Here is a 17,518-nt window from a genome sequence, read left to right on the forward strand (position 1 = left end):
CAGAATCCGGCGGTGTACGCGACCCTCTTCGTGCTCGGCATCCGGCGCTGGTCCGCATACCGCACCGCCGCCTTCGGGGCCGCGTTCACCAACTGCGTGTTCGGCCTGATCCGCTCGGCCGTGATGCTCGCCGTCGTCGCCACCGCGGGCGGGACGCTCGGCGGCTACGACCGGGCGGCCACGGCCACGTACGTGTGGCTCGGTCAGGCGCTCGCCGGCCCCGTCAGCCTCTTCGGCTGGGGCGAGCTGGCGCAGCGCATCCGCTCCGGGGACATCGCGGTGGACCTCGCCCGCCCCGTCGACCCGATGCTGTCCTTCCTCGCCGCCGACCTCGGCCGGGCCACGTTCTCGCTGCTGCCCCGGGGCATCCCGCCGCTGCTCGTCGGCGCGCTCGTGACCGGGCTGGCGCTGCCGCACGGCCCGGGGCCGTACCTCCTCGGCGCGCTCAGCGTGGCGATCGCGAGCGCGTTGTCGTTCGCGTGCCGGTGGCTGGTCAACCTGAGCGCGTTCTGGCTGCTGGACCTGCGCGGGCCGATGACGCTGTACCTGGTGCTGTCCAACGTCCTGTGCGGACTCGTGGTGCCGGTCCACTGGTTCCCGCACTGGCTCGCCGGGCTGGCCGCGGCGACGCCGTTCCCCTCGCTGCTGCAGGCGCCGATCGACGTGCTCACGGGCAAAGCCGGGGCGGCCACGGTACTGACGCAGGCTCTGTGGCTCGTGGGTCTGCTCGTCCTCGGGCGCCTCGTCTTCGCGCTCGGGGCCCGCAAGCTGGTGGTGCAGGGTGGCTGAGCGGCCCTATCTCACCCTGGCGCGCATGCACGTGCGCGCCCAGACGGTGTACCGCGGCTCGTTCGCCATCGAGCTGTTCGCGAGCGTCGGCGCGACCGTCAGCGGCCTGGGCGAGATGTACGTCGTCTTCGCCAACGTCCCCGCGCTCGGCGGCCTGACGTTCCCGGCGGCGCTGCTCGTCTTCGCGCTCGGGCACATCTCGATGAGCCTCGCCGACCTGTGCTTCGGCCACCTCGACGCGCTGCCGGCCTACCTGCGCACCGGCACGCTCGACGCGTTCCTGCTGCGCCCGCTGCCGGTCCTGCCGCAGCTCATCAGCGCCGAGCTGTCGCTGCGCCGGCTCGGGCGGACCGCGGCCGGGGCGGTGGTCGCGGCGCTGGTCCTGGCCCGGCTCGACGTGCGGTGGACGGCGGCGAACGTGGCCCTCGTCGCGCTCACCGTGCTCAGCGGGGCGGCCGTCTTCGCCGCGCTGTTCACGGCCGCGGCCGCGGTGCAGTTCTGGCTCGTCGACGGCGCCGACATCACCTCGTCGTTCGTCTACGGTGGACAGTACGCGTCGCAGTTCCCGGTCACGATCTACCCGGATCCGGTGCGGGTGCTGTTCACGTTCGTGGTGCCGACGGCGTTCGTGGCCTACCTGCCGGCGCTGACCCTGCTGCGGCTGCCGCCACCACCGGAGTTCGCCCTGTGGATCGGCTGGTGCGCCCCGCTCGCCGCGGCGGCGGTGTGGGCCGTCGCGCTGCTCGGCTGGCGGTCCGGGCTGCGCCACTACACGGGGGCGGGATCATGATCATCGAGGTGGACGGGCTGCGGCGGCACTTCGGCCGGGCGGTCGCCGTCGACGGGCTCTCGTTCGCCGTCGAGGCGGGCGCGGCGGTCGGCTACATCGGGGCCAACGGCGCCGGGAAGTCCACGACCATCAAGATGCTCACCGGCATCCTGCGGCCCACCGCCGGCTCGGTGCGCACCTGCGGCCTGGAGCCGATGCGGCAGCGGCGCCGCCTGGCCCGGCGCATCGGCGTCGTCTTCGGCCAGCGCAGCCAGCTGTGGTGGGACCTGCCGCTGCGCGACTCGTACCGCGCGCTGGGCGCCATCCACCGCCTCGACCACCGCCCCCGGCTGGCCGAGCTCAGCGAGCGGCTCGACCTCGCGTCATTCCTGGACACGCCGGTGCGTCAGCTCTCCCTCGGCCAGCGCATCCGCGGCGAGGTCGCGGCCGCCCTCCTGCACTCCCCGGAGCTGCTCATCCTCGACGAGCCGACGATCGGGCTCGACGTGCTGAGCAAGGAGCGGCTGCGCGCCTTCCTCGTGCAGCAGCGCGAGCTCGGCACCACGCTGCTGCTGGCCACGCACGACATGGGCGACGTGCGCCGGCTGACCGACCGCCTGCTCGTCGTCGACCACGGCCGGCTCGCCTTCGACGGCACCCTGGACGCGCTGGCCCGGCAGGTCGGCGCCGAGCGCATCCTCGTGCTCGACCTCGCCGAGCCGGCCCCGCCGCTGGACGCGGTGCCGGGGGCGCGGCTCGTCGGCGTGGAGGCCGGCGGGCTGCGGCAGCGGCTGTCGTTCGCGCCCGGCACGACGACGGTGGCCGCGATCCTGGCCTCGGTGGCGGCCACGACCCAGGTGCACGACCTCACGATCGAGGAGCCCGACATCGAGGGCGTGGTGCGGCAGCTCTATTTGCTAGCGTCAAGCCCGTGACCATGGCTGGTGCTGACGTCCTGCGCGCTGTCTCCCTCGTCCGGACCGCCTTCGCCGACGTGCCCGACGACGGCTGGGACCGGCCGGCCGGCACGCTGTCGTGGACGTGCTGGGAGACCATGGAGCACATGGCCGACGACCTGTTCGCCTACGCGGGCCAGATCGCCGTGCCCGACTCCCCCGAGGACACCTACGTGCCGTTCGCGTGGCGCCCGCTGCGCGAGGGCGGCCCGGCGAACACCATCTTCGTCGAGGCCAAGAGCGGGACGCTGGGCCTGCTGCGCTCCCTGTCGGCCTGCGGCGCGATGCTCGCGGCCGTGGTGGATGCCGCGCCCGCCTCGCGCCGCGGCTACCACCCCTACGGCGTGAGCGACCCGGAGGGCTTCGCCGCGATGGGCGTGGTCGAGGTGCTCGTGCACGCCTGGGACGTCGCCGACAGCGTGAACCGCGCGTGGACGCCGCCGGCCGACCTGTGCCGCGGGGTGCTCGATCGCCTCTTCGTGGAGGTGCCCGAGCACGACGACCCGTGGCTGGTCCTGTTGTGGGCTACCGGCCGGGCCGAACTGCCCGGCCGGGCGGCACGGACGTCGTGGCGGTGGGACGGCCGCCCGCCGGCGCAGCGGTAGTCCGGAAGGCCTGCCGATACGCGGACGGCGACGTCCGCATCGCGTTGGTGAAGTGGTGGCGGAACGTCACCGCGGCGTCGAAGCCCACGGCCGCCGCCACCTGCTCGATCGGCGCGTCGGTCGTCTCCAGCAGCGGCAGGCTCGCCTGGATGCGCTGACGCAGCAGCCAGCGGATCGGGCTCGTGCCGGTGGCGCGCGTGAAGTGCCGCAGGTAGGTGCGCGGCGACATGTGCGCCTGCCGCGCCAGCTCGGCGAGGGTCAGCGGCGAGCGCAGGTGCGCCAGCGCCCACGCCAGGCTCGCCGCGATCCGGTCGTCGTCCGCGTCGGGCGGCACCGGGGCCTCGATGAACTGGGCCTGGCCGCCGTCGCGGTGGGGCGGCACGACCAGGCGCCGGGCCACCGCGTTCGCGACCGCCGCCCCGTGGTCGGTGCGCACCACGTGCAGGCACAGGTCGAGCCCGGCCGCGCTGCCGGCGCTGGTCCACACGTCGCCCTCGGCGATGTAGAGCACGTCCGGGTCCAGGTCGAGGTGCGGGAAGCGGGCGCGGAAGACGTCCGCGTAGCGCCAGTGGGTCGTGGCGCGGCGCCCGTCGAGCAGACCCGCGGCGGCCAGCGCGAACGCGCCCGAGCAGATGGACAGGATGCGCGCGCCGCGGGCGCGGGCCTCGCGCAGGGCCTCGAGGACCTCCGGCGGCGGGTCGGCGTGGACGGACTCGACGCCGGGGACGATCACGGTGCCGGCCGACGCGAGCAGGTCCAGGCCGGCCGGCGGGTGCAGGGTCGCGCCGCCCACGACAGGAATCGGGGACGCCGGCCGGGCGCGCGCCGGGGCGCAGATCGTCAGGCGATACCAGGGGACGTCCAGCTCGGGGCGCGGGAGACCGAAGATCTCGGTCACGATGCCGGTCTCGAACAGCGACATCCCGGCGAAGGCCAGCACCGCCACCGACTCGCCGGGCGGACTCGGGACCGCAGCGCGCATGGCGAGATCTTAACCAGCGGTGGCGTTATCGCCACTGGTGCGGGGCCGGACGCGACCGCAGGATCGTCCGTATGCGTGAAGCGATTGAGCACTTCGCCCGGCGGCTGCGGTTCGAGACCGATGTCAGCGACGTGCACTCGGCACTGGCGGCCGGCGACGGGAACCTGGTGGTGGTCGACTCCCGCGGCGAGCAGGCCTGGGACCAGGGGCACATCCCGGGGGCCGTGCACCTTCCCACCGCCGACATCGCCGCCCGGGCCCGCGAGCTCGTCGACCCCGGCCGGGAGGTCGTCACCTACTGCTGGGGGCCGGGCTGCAACGGCGCCACCCGGGCCGCCCTCGAGTTCGCCCGGCTCGGATACCGGGTGCGGGAGATGATCGGCGGGTTCGAGTACTGGGTGCGGGAGGGGCTCGCGTTCCAGACGCGCGGGGGCCCGCGGCGGCGGCCGGCCGACGAACTGACCACGCCGCGCCGGGCCGTCTCCTGCGACTGCTGAGCGCCCGGGGCGCCCCGGTCATTCGCGGGGAACCACCCCGGGACCGCAAGCATGGTTCCGGGCAGGGCGGGTAGCGGCTGCGGCGTGAGCGGGACTGAAACCGAAAGCGACGTGACGCTGCACGTCAACGGGCGCGAACACCAGCTACGGCTCGACAATCGCAGCACGCTGCTCGACACCCTGCGCGAGCAGCTCGAGCTCACCGGGGCGAAGAAGGGCTGCGACCACGGGCAGTGCGGGGCGTGCACGGTGCTGCTCGACGGGCGGCGGGTGGTCAGCTGCCTGGTGCTCGCGTGCTCGGTGGACGGCGCCGCGGTGACGACCGTCGAGGGGCTCAGCGCGGGGCGGGGGCTGCACCCGGTCCAGGAGGCGTTCATCGCGCACGACGCGCTGCAGTGCGGGTTCTGCACGCCGGGGCAGATCTGCTCCGCGGTCGGGCTCACGCCGGAGGAGACCGAGTCGCCGGCCGCGATCCGGGAGGCGATGAGCGGCAACATCTGCCGGTGCGGGGCCTACACGCACATCGCCGCGGCGGTCTACGAGGTGGCGGCCGCGGTATGAGGCCATTCGAGTACGAACGACCCGGCGACGGGCACGGGGCCGTCGCCACCATGAACCGGCCGGGCGCGATGTTCCTGGCCGGGGGTACGAACCTCGTCGACCTCATGAAGCTCGGCGTCACGTCCCCGGAGCTGCTCGTGGACATCACGGGCCTGCCCTACCACGGCATCGAGACGCGCGACGGGGTGCGCATCGGGGCGCTGGTGTCCAACACCGAGCTCGCCCGCGACGAGACGATCCGCCGCGACTACCCGGTGGTGTCCGAGGCGATCCTGGCCGGGGCGTCGGGGCAGCTGCGCAACCGGGCGACCGTCGGCGGCAACCTGCTGCAGCGCACCCGCTGCCGGTACTTCCAGGACGTCACGAAGGCGTGCAACAAGCGCTCACCGGGCAGCGGCTGCGACGCCCGCGACGGCGAGCATCACGACCTGGCGATCCTGGGCGCCTCGCCGCAGTGCGTCGCGACGAACCCGTCCGACCTGGCGGTGGCACTGTCCATGGTGGACGCGTCGGTGCACTATCTGGGGCCCCACGGCCCGGCCGCGATCAGCGTGCACGACCTGTTCCGCCGGCCCGGCGACCGCCCGGACCTGGACACGAACCTGCCGCCGGGGTCGCTGATCACCGGGGTCGTCCTGCCCGAATGCCCCATCGCCGCCCGCTCCCGCTACCGGAAGGTCCGCGACCGCGCGAGCTTCGCCTTCGCGGCCGGCTCGGTCGCGGCCGCGCTCGACGTGCGCGACGGCATCGTGCACGACGTGCGGCTGGCCTGGGGCGCGGTCGCGCACCTGCCGTGGCGGGCCTGGGCCGCGGAGCGGGCGCTGCGCCACGGGCCGGCCACGCCCGAGCACTTCGCCCGGGCCGCCGAGGAGGAGCTGGCCTTCGCGAAACCGTTGCGCGACAACGCGTACAAGATCCCGCTCCTGCGCAACCTGACCGTCGAGCTGCTGCGGGAGTTGACGCCGTGACCCTCCTCGAGACGACTGTCCACATCGGACGCGCGGAGCCGCGGCTCGAGGCGCGGGAGAAGGTGACGGGGCACGCGCGGTACGCCGCCGACCACCCGATCCCCGGCGCCTGCCACGCCTGGCCCGTGGCGGCCGGCTTCGCCCGCGGCCGGATCACCGCCGTGGAGGCCGACGCGGCGCTCGCCCTCGACGGGGTGCTCGCGGTCGTCTGGCACGCGAACGCGCCCCGCCTCGAGCCCGTCGACGACCCCAACCTGCTGGTGCTGCAGTCGCCCGAGGTGTCGTACTACGGCCAGATCGTCGCCCTCGTCGTGGCCACGACGCCGGAGCGGGCCCGCGAGGGCGCCGAGGCGGTGACGGTCCGCGCCGACGTGTCCCCGCCCGACTCCGTGCTGCGCGCCGACCACCCCGGCCTCTACGAGCCCGAGATCGTCAACGCCGGTTACCGGGGCCGGCTGGACCGCGGCGACTTCGAGGCCGGCTTCGCGGCCGCGGCGGTGCGGGTCGACGCCACCTACCGCACCCCGACCGAGCACCACGTGGCGATGGAGCCGCACGCGACCACCGCGTTCTGGGAGCGCGGGCGGCTCGACGTGTTCGACGCGACCCAGGCGTCCTCGACGGTCCGCGAGACCCTGGCCGCGCTGTTCGGGCTCGCGCCGCAGCTCGTGCGGGTGCACAACGAGCACGTGGGCGGCGGCTTCGGCTCCAAGGGCGTAGCGCGGCCGAACACGGTGCTCGCCGCGCTGGCCGCCCGGTGTGTCGGCCGCCCGGTCAAGCTGGCCCTGCCGCGCTCGATGGTGTTCACGCTGGGCGGGTACCGCACCCCGACCATCCAGCGCGTCCGCCTCGGCGCCGGCAGCGACGGCCGGCTGCTGGCGATCGGGCACGACTCCATCAGCCAGACCTCGCGCCTGACGGAGTTCGCGGAGCAGTGCGCGGTGGTCAGCCGCGTGCACTACGCGCCGCCGAACCTGACCACCACCCACCGCGTCGTGGCGCTGGACGTGCCGCCGCCGACCTGGATGCGGGCGCCCGGCGAGTGCCCGGGCGCGTTCGCCCTGGAGTCGGCGATCGACGAGCTGGCGGTGGCCGGCGGCTGGGACCCGGTGCGGCTGCGCATCGCCAACGACACCGACCGGGACGCCGAGGGGCGGCCGTTCTCCAGCCGGCACCTCGTGGAGTGCCTGCGCGAGGGGGCGAGCCGGTTCGGCTGGGCCGATCGCGACCCCCGCCCGGCGGCGCTGCGCGAGGGCCGCTGGCTGCTCGGCACCGGGGTCGCGGCGGCGTCGTTCCCGGCGATCACCTGGCCGTCGACGGCGACGGCGCGGGCGACCGCCGACGACCACTTCGAGGTCGCGGTCAACGCGGCCGACATCGGCACCGGGGCCCGCACGGTGCTGCGCCAGATCGCCGCGGACGCGCTCGGGTGCGACGAGATGTGCGTGGAGATCCGGGTCGGCGACAGCGCGATCGGCTACGCGACCGTCGCAGGCGGCTCGATGGGCACGTCGTCGTGGGGCTGGGCGGTGACGAAGGCCTGCCGGCTGCTGCGCGAGCGGATCGACCGGGTGCACGGCGGCGAGGTCCCGCCCGAGGGGGTCGCGGTGGCCGCGGACACCACCGAGGACATCGCCGGCCGGGAGGAGTACGCCCGCCACGCCTTCGGCGCCCAGTTCTGCGCGGTGCGCGTGGACCCCGAGACCGGGGAGGTGCGGCTGGACCGGATGCTCGGCGTGTTCGCGGGCGGCCGGATCGTGAACCCGACCACGGCCCGCTCGCAGCTCATCGGCGGGATGACGATGGGCGTGTCGATGGCCCTGCTGGAGCAGACGGTGCTCGACGCGCGCTCGGGCGCGTTCGTGACGGCGGACCTGGCGGCGTACCACGTCGCCGTCAACGCCGACATCCCGCGCATCGACGTGACGTTCGTGCCCGAGACGGACCCGCACCTCAACCCGATGGGCTCGAAAGGCCTCGGCGAGCTCGGGATCGTGGGCGCGGCGGCGGCCGTGGCCAACGCGGTGTACCACGCCACCGGGGTGCGCTGCCGATCGCTGCCCATCACGCCCGCCCTGCTGCTGCCGGCCGTGCCAGGATGAGGCATGGCCATTCCGGACTACCGCGCCGCGGACGCGACCGCCGTGCGCGCCAGCGTCAAGCTGCTCGACGGCCCGCTCGACCTGACCCTGCCCACCCCGTGCGCCGGCTGGACCCTCGCCGACCTGCTCGCGCACATGACCGTCCAGCACCTCGGCTTCGCCGCCGCCGCGCGCGGGGAGTCGTGGCCCCTCGAACGCTGGGCGCCGCAACCGCTCGGGGCCGACCCGGCCGCCGGCTACGCGGCCGCGGCCGACGAGGTGATCGCCGCGTTCGCCGCCGCGGACCTGGACCGCGACGCCCAATTCGCGGAGCTCGCGCCGGTGCCGATCCCGGTCCGGCGGGGCATCGGCGCGCACGCCATCGACTACGTGGTGCACGGCTGGGACGTGGCCACGACGCTCGGCCGGCCGTGGGAGCTGCCCGAGGACGTGCTGGAGACGACGTGGCCGATCGCCGAGGGCGTGCCCGACACCACGAAGGCGTTCGCGGCCCCGCTCCCCGTGCCGGCGGGAGCGTCCACGATGGACCGGATCCTGCTGCGCCTCGGGCGCGTACCGCGCTAGCACCCCGACGGGCGGGATTGCGCGGCCGACGGTGAGCGGCGCCGTGGACACGCCGCCGCCCGCGGCCGGGCCCTCGACGAACGCGGCCGGGCCCTCGACGAACGCGGCCGGGCCCTCGACGAACGCGGCCGGGCTCTCGACGAACGCGGCCGGGCCCTCGGCGAGCGCGGCGACGGCCGGGGCCTGGCGGCCCGGCCGCGGGGTCGGCGCCATGGTCCGCTCGTAGGCGACAGGACATTTGTCACCGCCGGGCCACGATGGACGAATCTGCCCGGCGGCCGGCCGCGACCCTAGCGTCGATGCCATGAACGCGGTCGATCTGCGCAACCTCTCCTACGCTTACGGCGGCGTGCGGGCCGTCGAGGACGTGACGCTGTCGGTGCGGACCGGCGAGGTCGTCGCCGTCCTGGGTCCCAACGGGGCCGGCAAGTCCACCACGCTGCTCATGCTGCTCGGGCTGCTGCCGCCGAGGACGGGCACGGTGCGGCTGTTCGGCCGGGAGCCGTCGGCCGCGGCCGCCGCCGGGCTCGTCGGCGCGATGCCCCAGGCCGGCGGGCTGCTCCCCCGCTCCACCGTCGGCGACCTGCTGCGGTTCCTCCATGACGTGTACCCCCACCCGATGCCGATCGCCGAGGCGCTCGAACTCGCCGACCTGACCGGGCTGGCCGGGCGGACGGTCGAGCGGCTCTCCGGCGGCCAGGCCCAGCGGCTGCGCTTCGCGATGGCGCTCATCGGCCGCCCCGACCTGCTCGTGCTCGACGAGCCGACCGCCGCCCTGGACGTGGAGGCCCGCCGCGAGTTCTGGTCGGCGATGCGCGCCTACGCCGGGCAGGGCCGCACGGTGCTGTTCTCGACGCACTACCTCGAGGAGGCCGACGACAACGCCGACCGCATCGTGGTGCTCGACCGCGGGCGGGTGATCGCCGACGGCACCGCCGCCGACGTGAAGCGGCGCGTGTCGGTGCGCACGGTGAGTGTGGCCAGCCTCGATGCCGACTACGCCGCGCTGCCCGGCGTCGTGACGGTCGCCGAGCGGGCCGGACGCACGGTGCTGACCAGCACCGACGCCGACGCCACCGTCCTCGCCCTCGCCTCCGCGGGCCTGCTGCGCGACCTCGAGGTCGTCGGCGCCGGGCTCGAGGAGGCCTACCTCGCCCTGACCCGATCGGAGGCCTGATCATGCTGCCCTACATCCGCCTCGAGCTGCGCCGCCTGGCCCGCACCCCCGGGCTGCTCATCTTCACCGTGCTCATGCCGCTGGTGAGCTACGTGCTGTTCACGAACATCAGCACGCTCACCGGGCAGGACAAGAGCGTCGCCGCGGTCTACACGATGGTGTCGATGGCCGGGTACGGCGCGATCGGCGGCCTGCTCAACTACGCCTCGGGGCTCGTGATCGACCGCTCCGTCGGCTGGCTGCGGCAGCTGCGGCTGACCCCGCTGCCGCCGGTCAAGGTGGTGCTGAGCAAGGGGCTGGCCGCGATGGCCGCCGGGCTGCTGCCGGTGCTCGCGCTGTGCCTGGCCGCGGTGCTCATCAACGGGGTGCGGCTGCACGCCTGGCAGTGGCTGGCGGTGCTGCCCCTGCTGTGGGCCGGGGCGCTGCCGTTCGCGCTGCTCGGGCTCGGGCTGGGCTACCTGGCCACCAGTCAGACCGCGGCGCCGCTCAACCTGCTGGTGTACCTCGGGCTGTCCATCCTGGGCGGGCTGTGGCTGCCGCTGTCCCTCATGCCGTCCTGGGTCGCGTCGATCGGGCGGCTGCTGCCCACCTACGCGTACGCGGACATGTCGTGGCGGGTCGCGTTCGGCGGGGCGCCGAGCCTCGGCGACGTGGTGACCCTGCTCGTGTGGCTGGTCGTGTTCACCGGGCTGGCGGCCTTCGGCTACCGCCGCTCGGTCCGCCGCATCGCGGTGCTGTGAAAGGGTGGGCGGCATGAGGCGCGGGAACCGCCCCACGATCGGCGGGATGATCTGGGTCGGGGTGTGGACGTTCCCGCTCGTCGATCCGCTGACCAACGCCCCGGGCCCGGCCGCGGTCGCCGCGCTGGTCGCGTTCGAGCTGCTGTACGTCTTCACCGCCGCCCTGGGCTTCGACTCCCCCGGCCCCTCCCGTCGCCACCACGTCCTCTTCGGGCTGGTGGCGGCGCTCGGGGCCGGGCTCGCGCTCGCGTACGGCTCGCACTGGATCGTGCTGCTGCTGTACGTGTCGGTGTGCGGCGTCGCGGTGTACGCCGGCGGCGAGCGGCCGGTCGGGGCCGTGTGGGTGCTCGCCGGCGCGCTCGCCGCGCAGATCGGCATCGGGCTCGCCGTCGACGCCGACTGGTGGCAGGCCGGCAGCGTCATCGTCGGCACGGTCCTGTCGTCGCTGCTCGTCGCGGCGGTGCGGCAGATGATGCGGCTCGTGCGGGAGCTGCAGCGCACCCGGGAGGCGCTGGCCGAGGCCGCCGTCGCCGAGGAGCGGCTGCGCTTCTCCCGCGACCTGCACGACCTGCTCGGCCACACCCTGTCCGTGATCGTCGTGAAGGCGGAGGTCGTGCGGCGCATCGCCGAGCGCGACCCGGCCGCGGCGGCGGCCCAGGCGGCCGACATCGAGCAGATCGGGCGGCGGGCGCTGGTCGAGATCCGGGAGGCGGTCACCGGCTACCGCGAGACCGGCCTCACCGCGGAGCTCGCCCGCGCGAAGGGCGCCCTGACCGGGGCCGGCATCGCCGCCGAGGTGCTGCGCACCGCCGACCCGTTGCCGGACGCCGCCGACCGGCTGCTCGCGTGGGTGGCGCGGGAGGCGGTGACGAACGTGATCCGGCACAGCGGCGCGGGCCGGTGCGACATCTCGGTGACGATGGCCGACGGGGTGGCGATGCTGCGGGTGAGCGACGACGGCGACTTCGCCCCGGACGCCCCGGCGCCGGAGCCCGGCAACGGCCTGCGCGGTCTCGGGGAGCGGCTGCTCGGGGCGGGCGGGACGCTGGAGACGGGCCCCCGGCCCGAGGGTGGATTCATGCTGACTGCGAGGCTGCCGCTGTGACGATTCGGGTGTTACTGGCCGAGGACCAGGGCATGATGCGGGGCGCCCTGGCGCTGCTGCTCGGCCTGGAGCCCGACCTGGAGGTGGTCGCCCAGGTCAGCAGCGGCGACGCGGTGGTGCCGACGGCCCTGCGGACCCGGCCCGACGTGGCGCTGCTCGACATCGAGATGCCGGGCGGGGACGGGATCAGCGCGACGGCGGAGCTGCGCCGGCGGCTGCCCGGGTGCCGGGTGCTGATCCTGACGACGTTCGGGCGGCCCGGGTACCTGCGGCGGGCGATGGAGGCGGGCGCCAGCGGCTTCCTGGTGAAGGACGGGCCGGTGGAGTCGCTGGCCGCGGCCGTGCGGCGGGTGCTCGCCGGCGAGCGGGTGGTCGACCCGGAGCTGGCCGCGGCCGCGCTGGCGGCGGGGCCGGACCCGCTGACCGAGCGCGAGCGCGACGTGCTGCGCGAGGCGGCGGACGGCTCGACGGTCGCGGACATCGCCACACGGCTGCACCTGTCGGAGAGCACGGTGCGCAACTACCTGTCGGCGGCGATCACCAAGACGGGGACGCGGAACCGGATCGAGGCGGTGGGCGTGGCGCAGTCTCGCGGCTGGCTCTGAAAGTTGAGTGTAGGTGACTCAGGTCACGTTCGGGCGCGGAAGACGGCGGGCACCCCCGAGGTTGTAAGACTTGAGCGACACGGGCTCAACCTTGGAGGGACTCTCATCATGCTGCTGCGCACCGCCCCGTTCCGCAACGTTGACGCGTTCGACCAGTTCTTCGGCTCGCCGGTTCGCGGCGGCGCCACCGCTGCGCTGGACGCGTACCGCGACGGGGACACCTTCTTCGTCGAGATCGACCTGCCCGGCATCGACCCGGCGACCATCGACGCCACCGTCGACCGCAACGTGCTCACCGTCCGCGCCGAGCGGACCCGCACCGAGCGCGAGGGCATCCGCCGCGTCATCACCGAGCGCCCGACCGGCACCGTGACCCGGCGCCTGGTGCTGGGCGACAGCCTCGACACCGAGCGGCTCGAGGCGAGCTACGACGCCGGCGTGCTCACCCTGAGCATTCCGGTGACCGAGCGCGCCAAGCCGCGCCGGATCCAGATCGGCACGACGCAGCGCGAGCTCGCCACCGCGCAGTAAAGAATGCCGGCCCCCGCGCTGCCGGGCGCCGACGGCCGCGGTCCCCCGAGGGGGCCGCGGCCGTCGCGTTTCCAGGGCGATTCGGAATCGATCCACATCGCCACAGCCGGTCATTCCCGATGCGCTCGCGGTGATCATCCGGCGCATTTGCCCGGTGGCGAAATGCCCCGCGGGCGGCGGCGAGCCGTCCGCTGGGCGGGACGGGCCCGGCCGCAAAGGGTGGCGGCGAGGGTGCCACCGTCGCGGCGGCCGGTCCGCGCAATTGCGGCGGCCGGCCCCGGCGGCAAACGGGACCGCCCCCGGCGGCAAAGACGACCGGATCGCTCGGCAATGCGTCGGGGTCTTAGCGAATCCGCCCGGCGCGCGGGCGCCGAATGGGGAAAGCGGCTGCCCGAACGACCGTATGGCCTCAGGAATGCAAAACGGGCCGGGTGCACGATTCGTGCACCCGGCCCGTCCGCTTCGATCACGCCACGCCCGCGGGCGTGCGGTCAGCGGCCCGCCTCGGCGTGGTAGCGGTCGACGATGTCCTGCTTGATGCGGCCCCGGTCGGACACGTCGATGCCCTTGGCCTGCGCCCACTCGCGGATCGCGCGGTTCTGGTCGCGATCTCCGCGGGTCACGCTGCGGCCCCGGGCCTCCCGGCCCCGCGAGGTCGCCACGACACCGCCGCGGCCGATCTTCGTCGCGGCGGCGACGAAGGGGGCCACCGCGTCGCGCAGCTTGGCCGCGTTGCCGGCGGACAGGTCGATCTCGTACTGCACGCCGTCGAGCGCGAACACGATGCTCTCGGCGGCGGGCTTGCCGTCGATGTCATCGATCAGCTCGTGGATGACGCGTTTTGCCATGAGTGGCCTTTCCTCGGTCGTACCCAGGTGTAGAGAACCGTTGTGCAGAACTATGCGGACCGAACCGATCCGGGCTCGGCACCGAGCGCACCGGCCGTATCATTCGGACACAAACACATTACTTGGCGACATGCTACGCCCACGACTCGGGCGAGATTACCTCCACACTAGCTCTTTCGTCCGCCCGGCACCGAAATCGGCATGTCACGAAACGCATACAACACGAAACGCACACGATCGGTAAAGACGACGCGGCGAATAGGCGTGATCGGCGTGCCCCGATCGCGTCAACGGCCACCCCGGCCGGATGGCGGGAACTCACCCGAGAGCCGCACAACATCGCAGTCGTGGAGTCAGGCGAGTATCCGCAGCGACAGCAGCAACGCGCCACCGACCACGAGGAGCAGCCCGCCGACCGAGGCGATCCGCACCAGCCACGAGCCCTCGCGCACCAGGCGGGTCCAGCGCAACAGCTGGGCACGGGTGAAGCCGAGCAGCCGCCGGGCCCAGGCGAACTCCATCGCGAGCAGCGCCAGCCCCGCCAGGATGACGACCCAGCCGGGGCCGGGCAGCGGCAGGAGCACGACGCCGACCGCGATGACCAGGGTGCCGACGACCGCGACGGCGATCTTCACGCCGAGGCGGCCGAGTGGGGTGGCGTACGCCCGCGCTCGCATGCGCAGGTAGGCATCGCGCACCCGGTGGACTCGCGCCCGCTCGGGCGCGAGGTCGGGCCGGTCGGGCGCGAGGTCGGGCCGGTCGGGCGCGGTGACGGTGTCGCGTGGCTGGTCGGGCACCGTTCCATGGTCCACGCTCCGGCAACCCGGGAGCACGGTGCCCGGCAAATCGGACTAATTACGCATAGTCACCACATACGGGACGAGAATCGGCGAAGTTCGCATCCATGCGGGCGGTACCACCACGGCCGCGACACGCCGAAAGTCACCCTCGCGGGCCGGCAGAGGTCCGGAATCAGGCGTAACGCCCGACCCGTCCACCTCACTGCCGCGCAATTCTCGTTCCCATCACGCAAAGAGCCGTCACTCCCATGCGCCACAGGACGTTACCGGAATGAATTGACGTACGGCCCACACGTCACGTCAAGGACCCCGACCGCGCCCAGAAAACCCGACATCGCACGCAGGATGTTCGGTTAACGGCAAATCGGGCCCAGAAACACTACAGAGTGAGATCGTAGAATCACTGCGCGTAACACTGGGAATCGCCTCAACATAGGAGAGGCGGGGCACGGCATGCTCCGCGAGCGGTGCCGGGGGGAGTACGACATGAGCGCTATCCGACCATCGACCGTCGAGGTCGAGACATCCCTACGACTCGTCGCGCCCGACGCGACCGCGCTGCCGGTGCGAGCCAGCCTGCGCTATGACCCGAACGACCCGTACGCGGTCCATGTGCTCTTCCACGCGGAGTCCGCGGGCGGCGAGCCGGTCAGCTGGTCGTTCGCGCGGGAGCTGCTGTTCACCGGGCTCGACGAGCCCGCGGGCATCGGCGACGTGCGCGTCTGGCCGTGGAACGGGCCGCGTGGCGACTTCGTCGCGCTGGCGCTGTCCTCGCCCGACGGCAACGCCCTCTTCGAGGTGCCGCGCAGCGTGCTGGTGCGGTTCCTGCGGCGCACGTACAGCGTGGTGCCGCGCGGGCACGAGACCGACCACCTCGATGTCGACAACGCGGTGAGCCGGTTGCTCGCCGGCCGCTGAACCAGCTCGACGGCGCGCCCCTCACCGGCCGGCCGCGGACCACGCTCCGCGGCCATCACGCGGCACCACCCGCCCGCCGGGGAACCCGCGCCGACCAGTACCCGCCGGCCCTCACCTGCCACCCGCGGTACACCCGAACACGAGCGAAACCGGGCGCCACGCGATGCCCTCCACCTCCGGCACTCCGCCAGATGCCGGGACCGGGGCCCGCGTGGCGCCCGACGCGTTGAGCCGGGCGCCCGCACCGGGATAGCCTCCCAGCGTGACGGGGGGCCAGCTGGGTGCGTCCAGGCGCGGACCGGCCGGCGTCGGGTCTTTCGCCGGCACCGCCCTGAGCCTGCTCGGCCGCCACTTCCCCGCGCTGCTGGCGCTCGCCGCGGCCGGTTTCGCCGCACGGTGGGGCGCCACGCGCCTGGCCGTCGTCGCGAGCTCCTGGCACCCGCTCGCGGGCACGCTGCTGCTCATGGTCGTGCCGCTGCTGGTGCTCATGACCTACGTGCTCATGATGCGCGTCGTGCGCGGCTCCCTGCCCTTCGCCCGCGCCGCCCACGACCGCGCCGGGCACCGGGGCATCCTCGACCACCTCGGCAGCGTGCTGCTGCCCTTCCTGGCCGTGTGGTCGGCGCAGGGGTACCTCGACGACACCATCGAGCGCTACCGGCACGCGGTCTGGGACGACTACCACCAGGCCCGCTTCGCCGCCGTGCTCGACGGCGGCCCGATGCCGCTCACCGACGCCCAGCGGCTGGACCTGGGCCTCTCCCCCGCCGTGCTCGCGGTCGTCGCCGTCGCGTTCGCCGCGCGGTGGGGCCTGGGCCGGCTGCGCGGCCCGCGCGAGGAGGGCGCCCCGCCGCGCGGCCCGCACTGGCTGGGCCTGCTCGCCGCCTCCCTCGAGTCGGTCTGGCTGTTGCTCGTGTTCATCCCGCTCGCCGCGCTCCCCGGGCTCGCCGGCGACTGGTTCGGCGGCCTGCGCGCCGGCGCCTGGCTCGCCGCGGTGCGCGACGACGTCACCGGCGGGCTCGGCGAGATCGGCAACCCGTTCGCGATCGCCGCGGGTGCCGTGTTCGCGGTCGCCGGGCTGCTGCTGGCCAACGCGCAGACGGTCGTGCTCGCCCCGGTCGCGTGGCTCACCGTCGGCGCGGTCGTCTACGGCCACCGCCTCGCCGGCCCCGCCCGCGATCACGAGGAGCGCCACGCCGGCCGGGGCGGCCGGGTGCGGCAGTGGGTGCGGGGCCAGGTCCGCGGCGACCTCCACGACCGCTTCGGCCCGCTGCTGGGCGGCCTGCGGCTGCTCGCCAGCGGCAGCACCCGGCCGCTGCTGCTGGTCTGCCTCCTCTTCGTGGCCTTCTCGCCGCTGGTCGTGGACGGGCACCGGCTCGGCGGCCTCGAGGCGTGGCTGTGGGACCTCGAGCGCTGGATCGTCGGCCCGCGCGACGACCAGACGTGGCTGTTGCTGGACCAGATGCTCAACCCGCTCAACGAGATCGTCGCGAACGTGGTGCTGATCTGCCTGCTGAGCGCGGCGATCGACCGGCTGGTGCTGGCGCGGCGGCCGGACCCGGACCGGCGCGAGGCCGCCGCGCGCCCGGAGCCCGCCGACGCCCCCGAGCCCGTCCCGGCCGCGGCGGCGTGGGCGCCCGCGGCCGAGGCGCCGGCGCGCAACCCGGAGGCGCCGTTCGCGGTGCCGATCGGGGCCCGGCCCGCCGATCCGCTTCCGCTCGCGGAGGACGACGCGACGCAGGAGATGGCGGCGCCCGCCGTTGCGCCGCCGGTCATGGAGGACGACGCGACGCAGGAGATGGCGGCGCCCGCCGTTGCGCCGCCGGTCATGGAGGACGACGCCACGCAGGAGGTGGCGGCGTCGCTGCTCACGGCGCCGCCACAGGACGCGACGCCGGATGACGCGACACCGGATGACGCGACGCAGGAGATGCCGGCGCCCCGCGTCCGGCCCGAGGACGAGCCGACGCGCGAGCTCGGGCGGTTCTAGGGGCGCGGAAG

20 protein-coding genes are annotated in these 17,518 nt (G+C 74.3%); 17 read left to right on the plus strand and 3 right to left on the minus strand.

Going from position 1 to position 17,518, the window contains the following annotated elements; all coding sequences use genetic code 11:
• The first annotated feature begins 12 nt into the window (after positions 1 to 12).
• From ACQP1P_RS37495 to ACQP1P_RS37510, 4 genes are read left to right on the plus strand one after another with little or no spacing between them, the layout of a single operon-like run.
• Positions 13 to 789 carry an ABC transporter permease gene (locus tag ACQP1P_RS37495; RefSeq protein WP_433078497.1) on the plus strand — a complete coding sequence of 259 codons (777 nt, stop codon included), beginning with the start codon at positions 13 to 15 and terminating at the stop codon, positions 787 to 789.
• A complete protein-coding gene (locus tag ACQP1P_RS37500; RefSeq protein WP_433078499.1) occupies positions 782 to 1,579 on the plus strand; it encodes an ABC transporter permease in 798 nt (265 codons plus the stop codon). The genes ACQP1P_RS37495 and ACQP1P_RS37500 overlap by 8 nt, the downstream gene beginning before the upstream one ends.
• Positions 1,576 to 2,493, plus strand: coding sequence for an ABC transporter ATP-binding protein (locus ACQP1P_RS37505; protein WP_433078501.1), 918 nt, complete (start codon positions 1,576 to 1,578; stop codon positions 2,491 to 2,493). Before ACQP1P_RS37500 ends, ACQP1P_RS37505 begins: the two co-directional genes overlap by 4 nt.
• Before the next feature lie 2 nt (positions 2,494 to 2,495).
• A complete protein-coding gene (locus tag ACQP1P_RS37510; protein ID WP_433090270.1) occupies positions 2,496 to 3,119 on the plus strand; it encodes a maleylpyruvate isomerase N-terminal domain-containing protein in 624 nt (207 codons plus the stop codon).
• Here the strand turns inward: ACQP1P_RS37510 and ACQP1P_RS37515 are convergent.
• Positions 3,040 to 4,101 (minus strand): helix-turn-helix domain-containing protein, encoded by a 1,062-nt coding sequence (locus ACQP1P_RS37515; protein WP_433078503.1) that lies wholly within the window; start codon positions 4,099 to 4,101, stop codon positions 3,040 to 3,042. The two genes, ACQP1P_RS37510 and ACQP1P_RS37515, sit on opposite strands and share 80 nt — an antisense overlap.
• Positions 4,102 to 4,172: 71 nt before the next feature.
• Between ACQP1P_RS37515 and ACQP1P_RS37520 the strand changes: the two genes are divergently transcribed.
• From ACQP1P_RS37520 to ACQP1P_RS37570, 11 genes are all read left to right on the plus strand, one after another.
• A complete protein-coding gene (locus ACQP1P_RS37520; RefSeq protein ID WP_433078505.1) occupies positions 4,173 to 4,598 on the plus strand; it encodes a rhodanese-like domain-containing protein in 426 nt (141 codons plus the stop codon).
• 111 nt (positions 4,599 to 4,709) lie between these two features.
• Positions 4,710 to 5,159, plus strand: a complete 450-nt coding sequence (locus tag ACQP1P_RS37525; protein ID WP_433090272.1) for a (2Fe-2S)-binding protein — start codon at positions 4,710 to 4,712, stop codon at positions 5,157 to 5,159.
• Complete coding sequence (locus tag ACQP1P_RS37530) at positions 5,156 to 6,127, plus strand: FAD binding domain-containing protein (protein ID WP_433078507.1); 972 nt, start codon at positions 5,156 to 5,158, stop codon at positions 6,125 to 6,127. The genes ACQP1P_RS37525 and ACQP1P_RS37530 overlap by 4 nt, the downstream gene beginning before the upstream one ends.
• On the plus strand, positions 6,124 to 8,229 hold the full coding sequence (locus ACQP1P_RS37535; RefSeq protein WP_433078509.1) for a xanthine dehydrogenase family protein molybdopterin-binding subunit: 2,106 nt from the start codon (positions 6,124 to 6,126) through the stop codon (positions 8,227 to 8,229). Before ACQP1P_RS37530 ends, ACQP1P_RS37535 begins: the two co-directional genes overlap by 4 nt.
• Before the next feature lie 3 nt (positions 8,230 to 8,232).
• The gene (locus tag ACQP1P_RS37540; protein WP_433078511.1) at positions 8,233 to 8,793 is read left to right on the plus strand and encodes a TIGR03086 family metal-binding protein; all 561 of its coding nucleotides are present in this window, start codon (positions 8,233 to 8,235) and stop codon (positions 8,791 to 8,793) included.
• A gap of 43 nt (positions 8,794 to 8,836) precedes the next feature.
• Positions 8,837 to 9,019 (plus strand): hypothetical protein, encoded by a 183-nt coding sequence (locus tag ACQP1P_RS37545; RefSeq protein ID WP_433078513.1) that lies wholly within the window; start codon positions 8,837 to 8,839, stop codon positions 9,017 to 9,019.
• A 78-nt stretch (positions 9,020 to 9,097) separates the two neighbouring features.
• Positions 9,098 to 9,970: an ABC transporter ATP-binding protein gene (locus ACQP1P_RS37550; RefSeq protein ID WP_433078515.1), complete on the plus strand. Its 873-nt coding sequence runs from the start codon at positions 9,098 to 9,100 to the stop codon at positions 9,968 to 9,970.
• A 2-nt stretch (positions 9,971 to 9,972) separates the two neighbouring features.
• Positions 9,973 to 10,710: an ABC transporter permease gene (locus ACQP1P_RS37555; RefSeq protein WP_433078517.1), complete on the plus strand. Its 738-nt coding sequence runs from the start codon at positions 9,973 to 9,975 to the stop codon at positions 10,708 to 10,710.
• 13 nt (positions 10,711 to 10,723) lie between these two features.
• Positions 10,724 to 11,815: a sensor histidine kinase gene (locus ACQP1P_RS37560; RefSeq protein ID WP_433078519.1), complete on the plus strand. Its 1,092-nt coding sequence runs from the start codon at positions 10,724 to 10,726 to the stop codon at positions 11,813 to 11,815.
• A 32-nt stretch (positions 11,816 to 11,847) separates the two neighbouring features.
• A complete protein-coding gene (locus tag ACQP1P_RS37565; protein ID WP_433090274.1) occupies positions 11,848 to 12,420 on the plus strand; it encodes a response regulator transcription factor in 573 nt (190 codons plus the stop codon).
• A gap of 108 nt (positions 12,421 to 12,528) precedes the next feature.
• A complete protein-coding gene (locus ACQP1P_RS37570; protein ID WP_433078521.1) occupies positions 12,529 to 12,951 on the plus strand; it encodes an Hsp20/alpha crystallin family protein in 423 nt (140 codons plus the stop codon).
• A gap of 491 nt (positions 12,952 to 13,442) precedes the next feature.
• Here the strand turns inward: ACQP1P_RS37570 and ACQP1P_RS37575 are convergent, their stop codons facing one another.
• Complete coding sequence (locus ACQP1P_RS37575) at positions 13,443 to 13,799, minus strand: histone-like nucleoid-structuring protein Lsr2 (RefSeq protein WP_350617469.1); 357 nt, start codon at positions 13,797 to 13,799, stop codon at positions 13,443 to 13,445.
• Between the two features lie 353 nt (positions 13,800 to 14,152).
• On the minus strand, positions 14,153 to 14,596 hold the full coding sequence (locus ACQP1P_RS37580) for a TIGR02611 family protein (RefSeq protein WP_433078523.1): 444 nt from the start codon (positions 14,594 to 14,596) through the stop codon (positions 14,153 to 14,155).
• Positions 14,597 to 15,085: 489 nt separating this feature from the next.
• On the opposite strand from ACQP1P_RS37580, the gene ACQP1P_RS37585 reads away from it, so the two are divergent.
• Both ACQP1P_RS37585 and ACQP1P_RS37590 read left to right on the plus strand, forming a co-directional pair.
• Positions 15,086 to 15,517, plus strand: a complete 432-nt coding sequence (locus ACQP1P_RS37585) for an SsgA family sporulation/cell division regulator (RefSeq protein ID WP_344503366.1) — start codon at positions 15,086 to 15,088, stop codon at positions 15,515 to 15,517.
• Positions 15,518 to 15,779: 262 nt separating this feature from the next.
• Positions 15,780 to 17,507 carry a hypothetical protein gene (locus tag ACQP1P_RS37590; protein WP_433078525.1) on the plus strand — a complete coding sequence of 576 codons (1,728 nt, stop codon included), beginning with the start codon at positions 15,780 to 15,782 and terminating at the stop codon, positions 17,505 to 17,507.
• Positions 17,508 to 17,518: the final 11 nt, after the last annotated feature.

It is taken from the genome of Dactylosporangium sp. CA-052675 (assembly GCF_050947935.1).
Classification (GTDB): Bacteria; Actinomycetota; Actinomycetes; order Mycobacteriales; family Micromonosporaceae; genus Dactylosporangium.